Below are 12,398 nucleotides of genomic sequence, written 5' to 3'. Positions count from 1 at the left end.
TGTGCGTTCAGGCATGCTGAAGCTGTCGGTTCCGATGGGTTCGGAACGGCAAAACTTAGGTTAGCCTAACCTCATGAGAAATTGGACGTCAACAAATGTGTCAACAATCAGGGGGGTGCGGGCCATGGGCCGGACCGGGCCCGGCCGGCCACTCCCGTCGGAGGCGCGCCCCGTCCTCCTGGCCACCGCGGGGCTCGTCCTCCTGCTCCTGGCCCTCGTCCTGCTGTCCCTCCTCATCGGCACCGGATCAAGCTCCGTCGGCGGCGCCTGGGACTACCTGGTCGGCGATCCGGCAGCCCGCGCCGACGCCCAACTCCGGCTGGCCGTCATGGACGTACGCCTCCCGCGCACCCTCGCCGCCGTACTCGTCGGCGCCTGTCTCGGCACGGCCGGCTGCCTCCTCCAGGCCGCGACCCGCAACCCGCTCGCGGAGACCGGGCTGCTCGGCGTCAACTCCGGCGCCGCCTTCGCCGTCGTCCTCGGACTGACGTACTTCGGCGCGTCCTCGTCCGCCGCGCTGATGGTGTGGGCCCTGCTCGGCGGCATGGCCGCGAGCGCCATGGTCCTGCTGCTCGCCGCGTCCGGGCGCGCTGCCGGCTCCCCGCTGCGGCTCGTCCTTGTGGGCTCCGCGCTCGGCGCCACCTTCCACGGCCTCACGTCGTACGTCCTGCTCGGCACCCAGTCGACGTACGACACCTACCGCTACTGGACGATCGGCTCACTCGCCGGAGTCGAGACCGCCGACCTTCTGCCCCTGCTGCCGCTCGCCGCCCTCGGCCTGCTCGTCGCGCTCGGCAGTGCCCGCCCCCTGTCGGCCCTCGGCCTCGGCGACGACACCGCCCGCTCGCTCGGTCACCATCCCGGCCGGGTCCGCCTCGTCGTGGCGGGAGCCGTGTCGCTGCTCGTGGGCTGCGCGGTCGCGGTGGCCGGCCCCATCGCCTTCCTCGGACTGCTCGCGCCCTACGCCGCCCGGGCCCTGACGGGAGCACGGATGACCGCCCAACTCGTACTGTCCGCACTGATCGCGGCCGATGTCATGATCCTCGCCGACATCCTCGCCCGGATCGTCATCCGGCCCTGGGAGACACCGGTCAGTGTGCTGCTCGCCTTCGTGGGCGGGCCGTTGCTCGTGTGGATCGCCCGCTCGCCGCGTCTTTCCACGGCGGGAGCGGCGGCATGACCGAGGTGAGGTCACGCGATGTGACCCCGCCCGACAGCACGGTGCTGCGCACCGGCGGCCTCTCCTGGCTCTTCCCGCGCCGCGGCGCGCTCGCCGTCGCCGTCCTCGTCCCCCTCCTCCTCGTCCTCATCGCCCTTGCGGTGCTGGCGAGTTCGACCGGGATGAGCCTGTCCCAGACCCTCTCCGGGCTGCTCGGCACCGGCGACGCCGGGACCGTCATGATCGTGCGGGACTTCCGGCTGCCGCGCATCTTCGTCGGCCTCATGGTCGGCGCAGCCCTCGGTATCGCCGGCTGCCTCACCCAGACCCTCGCCGGCAACCGGCTCGCCACCCCCGACCTCGTCGGCGTGAACGAGGGCGCCACCGCGGCCGTCGTCGCCTCGGCGGCCGGCTCCGCGACCGGCATGGTCGGCGACTGGTGGCTCGGTCCGCTCGGCGCCGTCGCCGCCGCGGTCCTCGTCGTCCTGTGCGCGGGCGGGGCGGGCGCCGCCGGCTACCGCGTCCTGGTGGTCGGCATCGGCGTCTCCACGTTCATCGGCGCCGTGAGCGACCTCATCATGTCCCGCGAGAACGACAACACCGCGGGCGGCGTGTTCCTTTGGGCCGTCGGCAGCCTCAACGGGCGCGACTGGAACGTCGGTACGCCGCTGCTCATCGCCCTGCTGTTCCTGGTCCCCCTCTCGCTGGCAGCCGGGCACCGCCTCCAACTCCTGCGCTTCGACGACGACATGGCGGCCTCGCTCGGCGTCGACCTGCGACGGATACGCGCGGCCTCGCTCGCCCTCGCCGTCGCTCTCGCCGGCATCGCCGTCGGCGTCGGCGGCCCCATCGCCTTCGTCGCCCTCGCCGCCCCGATCCTCGCCCAGCGACTGGCGGGACCCACCCGCGTCCCGGTCCTCGGCTCCGCCCTGACCGGCGCCGCCCTCATCGCCGCGGCCGACGCGCTGGGCCGGGTCGTCGCCCCCGTCGAACTCCCCGTCGGTGTCGTCACCAGCGTCCTCGGCGGCCCCTTCCTCCTCTGGGTCCTCTTCCGCCCGGACCGCACCACCGGAAAGGCCTGACCTCCCCATGCACGACCACCCCATGACCGCAGCGGCGACCGACGCGAGAGGCGCTGTGCCCGGCCTCGAAGTCCGCGCACTGCACGCCGGCTACCCCGGCCGCCCCGTCGTCCAGGACGTCGACCTCACGCTCCCCGTCGGGCAGGTCGCCGCCGTCGTCGGCCCCAACGGCTGTGGGAAATCAACCCTGTTGCGTGCCATCGCCCGGCTGCACCGGCCCGAGTCCGGCACCGTGCACGCCGACGGAGCCGACATCTGGAGCCTCAGCCGGCGGCAGGCCGCCCACCGGGTCGCCCTGCTCCCGCAAACGCCGCGCGCACCCGAAGCCGTCACCGTGGCCGGGCTCGTGCGCTACGGCCGCCATCCCCACCAGGGCCTGCTGCGCCAGTGGTCGCGCGAGGACGAGCAGGCCGTACGCGACGCACTGGAGGCCACCGGCACCACCGACCTGGCCGCCGAACGCCTCGACCGGCTCTCCGGCGGCCAGCGTCAGCGCTGCTGGCTCGCGATGGTCCTGGCCCAGCACACGCCCGTCGTCCTGCTCGACGAACCCACCAGCGCCCTCGACCTCGGGCACGCGGTCGACGTCCTCGAACTCGTCCGTGAGGTCGCCGCCACCGGCCGCACCGTGGTCATGGTCCAGCACGACCTGGCGGCCGCCGCACGCTACGCCGACACGGTCGTCGCCATGAAGAACGGCCGCGTGATCGCCCAGGGCGTCCCCCGCGACACGGTCGACGAGGCCCTGGTGAAGGAGCTCTACGGCCTGGACGCCGACATCCTCCAAGCCCCTGGCGACGCCTCGCCGGTCGTCGTACCGCGCGCCGGCCGGACGGACGTACGACCGGTGTCTGCGTCCCCATCGCTGCCACCGGCGGCCTCCGCGCCATCGCTCACTTCGACGCCACCGGCAGCCACAGAGTGAAGGTCGCCCCCTTGCCCGGTCCCGGCGACGCCGCGGTGACGTCCCCCTCGTGGGCCCGGGCGATGCCCCGGGCGATGGTCAGTCCGATGCCGCTGCCGCCGGCCGGCGCGGGATGCCCCGGGTGCTCCAGGCGCTCGAAGCGGCTGAAGATCCGGTTCAGGTCGTGCCCGGGGATGCCGACACCGTCGTCCGCGACACGGACCACGACGCGGGGTCGCGGACCGGCTTCGCCGTGCACGGAGACCGACACAGTGCTGTTCGCGTCGCACGCGGTCAGCGCGTTGCCGAGCAGGTTCACCAGGACCTGGGTGACCCGGTCGGGATCGCAGAAGGCGATGACGGGGGCGTCCGCCGCGATGGCGAGGGCCACGCCCTGGTCGTCGTACAGGGGGCGCAGCCGCTCCGCCGTGGCCCGGGCCAGCGCGGCGACGTCCGCCTCCTGGCGGTGCAGGGCGAAGGCTCCCTCCTCGACGCGCGACAGACTGGAGAGGTCGGACGCCAGCCGCCGCAGCCGGTCCAGGTCGTCGGAGAGCGAGGCGAACATCGCCTCGTCCGGCGTGAAGATGCCGTCGGCCATGCCCTCGATCTGGCCGTGCAGGATGGTGATCGGGGTCCGCATCTCATGGGCGATCTCGGAGACCAGCCGGGCGCGCCGCCGCTCGGTGTCGGCGAGTGCGGCCGCCAGCGTGTTCACGTCGTCGGCCAGCGCGGCGAGGTCCGGCTCGCTGGGCAGTTCGAGGACGGTGTCGTAGCGCCCCTCGGCGAGCCGGTGCGTGGCCTCGCGGATGGTGTCCAGTGGGCGTACCAGGAACCGGGACAGCGCGACGGCTGCGAGGACGGCGGCCGCCACCCCGGTCCAGAAGCCGATGTTGTCGGGGTCGACGCGATGGTTCCAGGGGCCCCTGACCAGTACTTTGGCCACTGCCGTCGCCGCCAGCGTCACCACCAGGACCGTGACGTGGGAGAGCACCAGACGATTGCGCAGCGACAGGCGGGAGTGGATCCGCCGCAGCCGGGCACGCCAGGTGCCGGAGGGGCGCCCGGCCTTGTTTTTTCCCCCGGCCACTACCGCTTGTCCTGCGGATTCGGGGCCGGTACGCCCTGGGCGGGACGGCCGATGAACCGGTAGCCCACGGCCCGTACTGTGCCCACGAACCGGGGCGCGTTCGCGTCGTCGTGCAGCGCCCGCCGCAGCGTACGAATGTGTACGTCCACGAGTCGTTCGTCGCCGAAGAAGTCCTCGCCCCACACCTGGGTGAGCAGACCGCGTCGGGTGAACACGCGGCCGGGAGCGCGGGCCATGGCGACCAGCAGGTCGAAGTCGAGGGCGGACAGCTCCGCCGTACGGTCGCCGTCGATCAGGACCGTCCGTGTGACCGGGTCGGCGGTGAGGCCGTCGAAGCGGAGTGTGCCGTCGTCGTCCGGAGTCCCTCCGGGGCCGTTGTCGGTGCGCCGCAGGATGGCACGTACCCGCAGGGCGAGTTCGCGCGGGCTGAACGGTTTGGTGACGTAGTCGTCGCTGCCGTTGGTGAAGCCGATGAGCCGGTCCACCTCCTCGGTCCGCGCGGTGAGCATGATGACGGGGACCTGGCTGGACTGCCGGATCCGGCGCAGTACCTGGAAGCCGTCGAGGCCCGGCAGCATCACGTCGAGGACCACCAGGTCGGGCCGGTTCTGGGCGACGGCCCGCAGCCCGGAGGGTCCGTCGGCGGCCTCCACCACCTGGAAGCCGTCCGCCTCCAGATAGCCGCGCACGGTCATCCGGATCTTGGGTTCGTCATCGACGACCAGAACGCGCTGTGTACTCATCGTGCTCACTTTCCGGCACGGGCGTGGCACGGGTTTCGGCCACTGCTGCGGATCCTCCGGCGGCCCGGAGGTACAGGTCCTCGAATGCCGCCAGCGTACGGCGGATGTCGTGCTCGGCGACGATCTCCCGACTGGCCTCTCCCATCCGCAGCCGGGCCGCCGGATCGCGGAGGACTGCGGTGAGGGCCGAGGCGAGTGCGGGCACGTCACCGGGCGGGAAGAGGTAGCCGTTGCGGCCCGGGTGGACCAGGTGCGGCAGGGCCATCGCGTCGGCCGCGACGACCGGCTTGCCTGCCGCCATCGCCTCCATGGTGACCAGGCTCTGCAGTTCGGCGGTGCCGGGCATGCAGAAGACGTCGCAGCGGGCGTAGGCGTCAAGCACCTCCTGGTCGGTGGCCAGTCCGTGGAAGGTGATCCGGTCCGCGATGCCGAGTTCCCCGGCCAGTTCCTCCAGGGCGCGTCGGCAGGAGCCCTCGCCGACGATCTCGCCCCGCACGCCCGGCCGGTCGGGCAGCAGCGCCAGCGCACGCAGGAGTTCATGGACGTTCTTCTCCTTGTCGAGCCGCCCCACGAACAGCACACGCGTTGGCGGGCCGTCGGTGTCCGCGGCGGGCTGGGAGAAGCGGTCCAGGTCCAGGCCGCAGGACACCGGGCGGGCCGGGACGCGCAGACCGTTGTCGTGCAGCAGCCGGACGGCCCGCGCGGTGGGCGCCGTGACGGCCTGGGCGCGACGGAAGACGCGTACGAGGTCGCGCCAGGCGAAGCGGCAGACGGCGCGCGCGAGCCGGGGCGGGAGCCGGGTGTAGCCGAGGAGGTTCTCCGGCATGAAGTGGTTGGTGGCCACCACGGGTGTCCCGCGCCGGTGGGCGGCGGCCGCCAGCGTCCGGCAGACGGAGAAGTGGGACTGGATGTGCACCACGTCGGGAGAGAGCCGGTCGAGGAGGCGGGCCGCGGGCCGGACGGTCTGCCAGGGCAGGCAGACGCGGAAGGTGGGATGGAACGGAGTGCGGTGGGAGGTGATCCGGTGCACGGTGATCCCCTTCTCCACGGTGGTCCCGGGTCCTGCCTCCGTCGCGGGGCAGACGACGTGCACGTCGTGTCCCCGGCCGAGGAGTCCCTCGGCGAGCCGCTGGGCGAAGTTCGCGGCGCCGTTCACGTCTGGCGGGAAGGTGTCGGCGCCGATGACTATGCGCTGTTGTCGGGGATGGGGGCCTTGCATGACGTACTCCCGCGGTGCTGAGGGCCGGCGATCCGAGGTCAGGTGGGGAAACGGGGTGGAACGGGTGATGTGGAGCACGCCCGTGAGTGCGAGCGCCCAGCAGGCGAGGCCCGCGGCGGCGGTGGCCGGGGAGAGCCCGGGTGCCTCGCCGAGCAGACCGACCCCGATCAGGACGGCGACGAACGGGTCGACCAGTGTCAGACAGGCGACCGTGACCTCGGGCGGCCCCGCGGCCTGGGCGCCCTGCGTGAGCCAGAAACCGGCGAGGGCGGCGAGGGCCAGTCCGGCGAGGGTGCCGCACAGTGCGCCGCTCAGGCCGGACGAGGTGAACTCCTCGCCCGCCGCCCGCAGCAGCACCGACATACAGCCGTAGGCGCACCCGGCGCCGACGGCTCGCGCCACGCAACGCCCCTGGCCGGGCAGCAGGTTGGCGACCCCAGCGCAGCAGGTCACGACCAGCAGGATCAGCAGCCCCGCCTGGAACTGGGCCGTCGCCGTGACGGACGTGGCGACGGTGACACGCGAGGCGATGCCGGCGAAGGTCCCCGTCCCGACGATGATCGCGGCCAGGGCCAGCCCCGTGGCCCCGTCGAGCCCGGCACGGCGGACCCGCAGTCCCCAGAGCACGCTCACCACGACGGCACTCACACCGAGCGGTTGCACGATCGTCACGGGTGCCAGCCGCAAGGAGGTGATGTGCAGCGTCGTACCGGCCCCGAGCAGGGCGAGCCCGGCCAGCCAACGGGGTCGTCGAATGACGGCCGACAGCGCGGTCGGCTTCTCCGGGGAGGTCTGGTGGGTCGCGTCGTACTGGAGCCGCGCGCCGGCCGCGTAGCAGCAGGCGTTCAACAGGCTGAGCACGATGGCCAGTTCGGTCATCAACGGCTCCGGCCGACGCGCAGCGCGTCGGCCACCGCGAACAGCAGGGCGATCTCAAGGCCCAGCGTCACCCGCTCCGCCAGGCCGAGCACGCGGGCCGCCGCGTTCGACGGCGAACGGCTCGCGCTGACATGCGTACCGAGGAAGAGCAGTGCGGCTCCCGAACTCGCCCAGGACAGCTGCCGTATCCGGCGTGCCGGTGCGTTCGCCGGCCGGTGGCCGCGCAGTCGGCGGGCCAGCAGCAGACCGGCGGCGGGCAGCGCGGCCAGCGAGGCGCCCGCCGCGTGCCGGTGCACCAGTCCGCTCAGGGACTCGGCGCTGCCCGCCTCATCGGTGCGGAAGACCGCGCAGAGCGACAGCCCCGCGCACCCGACCCCGAGCGCCGCCGGCGCGACGGCTCCGACGGGCAGGCGGCTGCGCAGCAGTGCGGCGAGCAGGGCCGCCGACCCCGCCGCGGCGAATCCGGCGCAGGCCGTGAACAGCGTCGCCGCCCCTTCGTGCAGGGCGTAGTCGCTGAGCGTCTGGCCGACCGGGTCGACCTGCTCGGACCATCCCAGGTGAAGCATCGCGGCCAGCGCGACCGAGCCTGTGAGGGCGGAGTGCGCCGCCGACGCCAGCCGGGTGTGTCCACCGGGACCGGTAGCGGCCCGCGGGGAGAGGAGAACGTGCATGACCGCAAGACAACGGGCGGCCGATAAGGCGCGTACCACTCGCCGTATGAAGCTTCCGTGAAGCGGAGCCCGGTGCTCCTGATCGGGGCTGCACGCCGACCGTTGCGGGAGGGGCGGTTCAATACCGCTGTGGCGGGACCGTAGCGTCGCCGAAGCGCAGCGGCAATATGGAGAACAAAATTGTTGACAATCTTGTTGGACTAGATTTAGGTTCGACAGGCACTCACTCAGGGAGGGCACATGCCGAAAGAAGCCCGTCCGAGCACCGGAGAGCAGGCCAAGCAGCACGCGCTCACGCAGCTGCGGCAGGCGATTCTGCGCGGCGACATGGCACCGGCCCAGCGGCTGGTGGAGAACGAGCTCGCCGAGCAGTTCGGTGTGACACGGGCCAGCGTCCGGGCAGCGCTGATCGAGCTGGAGTCGGAGGGTCTGGTAGAGCGGATCCGCAACCGGGGATCACGGGTGCGGGTGGTGACGGTCGAGGAAGCGGTGGCCATCACCGAGTGCCGTATGGCCCTCGAAGGGCTGTGCGCGGCCAAGGCGGCCGTCGCGGCCAGCGACGAACAGCTGGCCGAGCTGGCGGACCTGGGCACGGCGATGACCAAGGCCGTCGCCGACGGCGAGCCGATCACCTACTCCGAGCTCAATCACGAAGTGCACGCCCGGGTAAGGCAGTTCAGCGGCCAGCAGGTGGCCGTGGAGCTGCTGGAGCGGCTCAACGCGCAGCTGGTGCGCCATCGTTTCCAGCTCGCGCTGAGACCAGGTCGGCCACAGCAGTCCCTGAGCGAGCATCTGGCAATGATCGAGGCGATCACGGCCAGGGACCCGCAGGCGGCCGAAGCGGCCGTCCGCGCCCACCTCAGCAGCGTGATCGACGCGTTGCGCGACTGACGCGGCCGAGGCGGGCGCACACCTGTCCACCAAGGAGAGTTGAGCATGACGCACGGCTACGCGCCCGCCACCCCACCACGATCAACGCTTGTCGTCACCGCGCATGCCGGAGATTTCGTGTGGCGGGCCGGGGGCGCGATCGCCCTGGCCGCCTCCCGCGGAGAGAAGGTCACCATCGCGTGCCTGACCTTCGGCGAGCGCGGCGAGTCCGCCAAGGCCTGGCGCGAGGGCAGGAACCTCCAGGAGATCAAGGCGATACGCCGCGAGGAGGCCGAGAAGGCCGCCGCCACCCTCGGCGCCGAGGTCCGCTTCTTCGACGCCGGTGACTATCCGCTGGTCGCCACCGCCGAGCTGACCGACCAGCTGGTGGCCGTCTACCGCGAGACCCAGCCCGACGTCGTGCTCACCCACCCGGTCGAGGACCCGTACAACGGCGACCACCCGGCCGCCAACCGGATGGCCCTTGAGGCCCGCGTCCTGGCGCAGGCCATCGGCTACCCCGGCCCGGGCGAGATCATCGGCGCTCCGCCGGTCTTCTACTTCGAGCCGCATCAGCCCGAGATGAGCGGCTTCAAGCCCGAGGTGCTCCTCGACATCACCGAGGTCTGGGAGACCAAGCGCAAGGCGATGGAGTGCCTCGGCGCCCAGCAGCACCTGTGGGACTACTACACCGACCTCGCCGTCCGCCGCGGCGTCCAGCTCAAGCGCAACGCGGGCCCCAACCTGGGCCTGGCCCACAAGACCATGGCCGAGGCCTATATGCGTCCCTACCCGCAGATCGCGAAGGAACTGGCATGAGCGGCGTGATCATCACCAATCCGCCGAAGGCGGAGCTCAAGGACGTCGAGGCGCTCGCCGGATACGGCGTCGCCACCGTCCACGAGGCGATGGGCCGCACGGGTCTGCTCGGCACGCATCTGCGCCCGGTCCAGCAGGACACCCGGGTCGCGGGCACCGCGGTCACGGTGCTCAGCTGGCCCGGCGACAACCTCATGATCCATGCGGCGGTCGAGCAGTGCGGTGAGGGCGACATCCTGGTCGTCACCACCACCTCGCCCTCCACCGACGGCATGTTCGGCGAGCTGTTCGCCACCGCGCTCAAGCAGCGCGGGGTGCGCGGCGTGGTGACCAACGCGGGCATCCGCGACACCGCCGAGCTGCGCGAGATGGGCTTCCCGGCCTGGGCCGCCGCGGTCAGCCCGCAGGGCACCGTCAAGGCGACCGGCGGATCGGTCAACGTGCCCGTGGTGATCGGCGGCCAGATCATCCGTCCCGGCGACGTGATCCTCGCCGACGAAGACGGTGTGGTCTGCGTGCCCCGCGAGCAGGCCCGCCAGGCGGCCGAGGCGTCCGAGGCCCGCGAGAACAAGGAGGCCGCGACCCGCGCCGCCTTCATCGAGGGCCAGCTCGGCCTCGACCGGTACGGCCTGCGCGAGACCCTCGTACGTCTCGGCGTGACCTACCACTCGTACGACGAGTACGCGCGGAACGGAGGAGCCGAGTCGTGACAGTGCCTGACGAGGTGCGCTGCATGCTCATGCGCGGCGGCACCTCCAAGGGCGCCTACTTCCTGGCCGAGGACCTGCCCGCCGGCGCCGGCGCCCGCGACGACCTGCTGCTGCGTGTCATGGGCAGCCCCGACCCGCGCCAGATCGACGGCCTGGGCGGGGCGCACCCCCTGACCAGCAAGGTGGCCGTGGTCTCCGCCTCGGCGGACCCCGAGGCGGACGTCGACTACCTGTTCCTCCAGATCGGGGTGGACAGGTCCGAGGTGTCCGACCGGCAGAACTGCGGCAACCTGCTCGCCGGGGTCGGCCCGTTCGCCGTCGAACGCGGACTGGTCGCCGCGGGGGACGGACGGACGTCCGTGCGCATCCGCATGGTCAACTCCGGGGACTTCGCCGTCGCGAGCTTCCCCACCCCGGGCGGGCGCGTCGACTACTCCGGCACGGCCGAGATCTCCGGCGTGCCGGGGACGGCCGCGCCGGTGGTGATCGAGTTCCCGCAGGGCTCCGGCCCGCTGCTGCCCACAGGCCATGCCCGCGACATCGTCGCCGACACTCCGGTGACGTGCGTGGACAACGGAATGCCGACCGTCCTGATCGCCGCCTCCTCCCTCAAGGCCACCGGCTACGAGAGCCCCAAGGACCTGGAGGAGGATCTGACCCTGGCCGACCGGCTCCGGGAGATCCGGCTCGAGGCCGGCAAGCTGATGGGTCTCGGCGACGTAGAGGGCACCACGGTGCCCAAGCTCAGCCTGCTGGCGGCGCCGCTGGACGGTGGCGCGGTCATGACCCGCACCTTCATCCCGGTGCGCTGCCACACCTCCATCGGGGTCCTGGGCGCCGCCAGCGTCGCCGCGGGACTGCGCGTCGAGGGCGGTGTGGGCGAGGGCGTGGCGCGCCCGCCCGCACAGGGGGACCGGCTACGAATCGAGCACCCCACCGGGTTCCTCGACATCGAAGCCGGTATCGCATACGACGCCGAGGGCGTCCCCGTGGCCCGACGCACCGCCGTCGTCCGCACCGCACGAAAAATCTTCGACGGCACGGTCTTCGCCCGGCCGGCCGGAGCCGCACATCACCTGTAAGGAGGCCCACATGGCCCCGCCGCTCGGCGACATCGCCCACCTCGGGCACGTCGAACTGCTCACCCCGGACCTGGACGCCAGTCTGAGGTTCTTCACCGACTACCTCGGCCTGACGGTCAACGGGCAGAACGGTGACTCGTACTACCTGCGCACCTGGGACGACTACGAGCACCACAGCCTGATCCTCACCGCCCACGAGACCGCGGGCATGCGCCGCACCGCGCTGCGCGCCTCCAGCGAGGAGGCCCTGCAACGGCGGGTCAAGGAGCTGGAGAGCGCGGGCCACGAGGGCCGCTGGACCGAGGACGAGCCGGGCATCGGCCCGATGTACGTCACCACCGACCCCGACGGCCACGAGATCGCCCTGTACTGGGAGTCCGAGTGGTACCAGGCCCCGGACGAGCTGAAGCCGGGCCTGAAGAACCAGCCCCAGGCCAAGCCGGGCCACGGCGTGGGCGTGCGCCGTCTGGACCACGTCAATTACCTCGCCGCCGATGTCGCCGCCAACGCCGACTTCCACCAGCAGGTCCTCGGCGCCCGCCCGACCGAGCAGATCCAGCTCGACGACGGCAGGATCGCCGCGAAGTGGCTGACGTTCACGAACAAGTCGTACGACGTCGTCTACACCGAGGACTGGACGGGTTCGCGCGGCCGGCTGCACCACATCGCGTTCGCGACCGACACCCGTGAGGACATCCTGCGCGCCGCGGACCTCGCCATCGACACCGGCGTGTTCATCGAGACGGGGCCGCACAAGCACGCCATCCAGCAGACGTTCTTCCTGTACGTCTACGAGCCGGGCGGCAACCGCATCGAGCTCTGCAACCCGCTCACCCGGCTGGTGCTGGCCCCCGACTGGCCGCTGATCACCTGGACCAAGGAAGAGCGGGCCAAGGGGCAGGCCTGGGGTCTGAAGACCATCGAGTCGTTCCACACGCACGGCACACCGCCCGTCGGCTGACGACGGCCGGGCGGTCTCACAGGGCGAGAACAAGTCACTGAAAACGGGCGGGGCGGCACACAGCTGTGTGCCGCCCGTACCCTTTTACCTGCGCATTCCTATGCATCCGGGGCCCTGGTGGCCGTGTCTTGATTGTTGCTGAGATTGTTAACAAAACCGTTGACACTCGGGTTGATGAATCCTTAGCGTCTCTCCCACCAACTCGGGTCAGC

At 71.8% G+C, this 12,398-nt stretch carries 12 protein-coding genes; 8 read left to right on the top strand and 4 right to left on the bottom strand.

Going from position 1 to position 12,398, the window contains the following annotated elements; all coding sequences use genetic code 11:
- Window positions 1-124 precede the first annotated feature (124 nt).
- Genes OG219_RS03680 through OG219_RS03670 form a run of 3 tightly spaced genes read left to right on the top strand, consistent with a single transcriptional unit; the run spans window position 125 to window position 3,166 of the window.
- Window positions 125-1,180 (top strand): iron ABC transporter permease, encoded by a 1,056-nt coding sequence (locus OG219_RS03680; RefSeq protein WP_266822785.1) that lies wholly within the window; start codon window positions 125-127, stop codon window positions 1,178-1,180.
- The gene (locus OG219_RS03675; protein ID WP_266822783.1) at window positions 1,177-2,241 is read left to right on the top strand and encodes an iron chelate uptake ABC transporter family permease subunit; all 1,065 of its coding nucleotides are present in this window, start codon (window positions 1,177-1,179) and stop codon (window positions 2,239-2,241) included. Before OG219_RS03680 ends, OG219_RS03675 begins: the two co-directional genes overlap by 4 nt.
- Before the next feature lie 22 nt (window positions 2,242-2,263).
- On the top strand, window positions 2,264-3,166 hold the full coding sequence (locus OG219_RS03670) for an ABC transporter ATP-binding protein (protein WP_266822781.1): 903 nt from the start codon (window positions 2,264-2,266) through the stop codon (window positions 3,164-3,166).
- On the opposite strand, the gene OG219_RS03665 is transcribed toward OG219_RS03670, so the two are convergent.
- The 4 genes from OG219_RS03665 to OG219_RS03650 are packed head-to-tail and all read right to left on the bottom strand — an operon-like array spanning window position 3,135 to window position 7,744.
- On the bottom strand, window positions 3,135-4,232 hold the full coding sequence (locus OG219_RS03665; RefSeq protein WP_266822778.1) for a cell wall metabolism sensor histidine kinase WalK: 1,098 nt from the start codon (window positions 4,230-4,232) through the stop codon (window positions 3,135-3,137). The two genes, OG219_RS03670 and OG219_RS03665, sit on opposite strands and share 32 nt — an antisense overlap.
- Window positions 4,232-4,975, bottom strand: coding sequence for a response regulator transcription factor (locus OG219_RS03660; protein ID WP_266822776.1), 744 nt, complete (start codon window positions 4,973-4,975; stop codon window positions 4,232-4,234). Before OG219_RS03660 ends, OG219_RS03665 begins: the two co-directional genes overlap by 1 nt.
- Entirely contained in the window at window positions 4,944-7,073 is a 2,130-nt protein-coding gene (locus OG219_RS03655) for a glycosyltransferase (protein ID WP_266822774.1), read from the bottom strand. Before OG219_RS03655 ends, OG219_RS03660 begins: the two co-directional genes overlap by 32 nt.
- Window positions 7,073-7,744, bottom strand: a complete 672-nt coding sequence (locus OG219_RS03650; protein ID WP_266822772.1) for a DUF998 domain-containing protein — start codon at window positions 7,742-7,744, stop codon at window positions 7,073-7,075. Before OG219_RS03650 ends, OG219_RS03655 begins: the two co-directional genes overlap by 1 nt.
- Before the next feature lie 240 nt (window positions 7,745-7,984).
- Here OG219_RS03650 and OG219_RS03645 point away from each other — a divergent pair, with 240 nt between their 5' ends.
- From OG219_RS03645 to OG219_RS03625, 5 genes are read left to right on the top strand one after another with little or no spacing between them, the layout of a single operon-like run.
- Complete coding sequence (locus OG219_RS03645; RefSeq protein WP_266822770.1) at window positions 7,985-8,635, top strand: GntR family transcriptional regulator; 651 nt, start codon at window positions 7,985-7,987, stop codon at window positions 8,633-8,635.
- A 45-nt stretch (window positions 8,636-8,680) separates the two neighbouring features.
- Entirely contained in the window at window positions 8,681-9,433 is a 753-nt protein-coding gene (locus OG219_RS03640; protein ID WP_266822768.1) for a PIG-L deacetylase family protein, read from the top strand.
- On the top strand, window positions 9,430-10,143 hold the full coding sequence (locus OG219_RS03635) for a 4-carboxy-4-hydroxy-2-oxoadipate aldolase/oxaloacetate decarboxylase (protein WP_266822766.1): 714 nt from the start codon (window positions 9,430-9,432) through the stop codon (window positions 10,141-10,143). Before OG219_RS03640 ends, OG219_RS03635 begins: the two co-directional genes overlap by 4 nt.
- Window positions 10,140-11,225 carry a 4-oxalomesaconate tautomerase gene (locus OG219_RS03630; protein ID WP_266822764.1) on the top strand — a complete coding sequence of 362 codons (1,086 nt, stop codon included), beginning with the start codon at window positions 10,140-10,142 and terminating at the stop codon, window positions 11,223-11,225. Before OG219_RS03635 ends, OG219_RS03630 begins: the two co-directional genes overlap by 4 nt.
- Window positions 11,226-11,235: 10 nt before the next feature.
- On the top strand, window positions 11,236-12,186 hold the full coding sequence (locus OG219_RS03625; RefSeq protein ID WP_266822762.1) for a catechol 2,3-dioxygenase: 951 nt from the start codon (window positions 11,236-11,238) through the stop codon (window positions 12,184-12,186).
- Window positions 12,187-12,398 lie beyond the last annotated feature (212 nt).

The organism is Streptomyces sp. NBC_00038, assembly GCF_026343635.1.
GTDB lineage: Bacteria > Actinomycetota > Actinomycetes > Streptomycetales > Streptomycetaceae > Streptomyces.
This window is presented reverse-complemented; position numbering and strand designations above follow the sequence as displayed.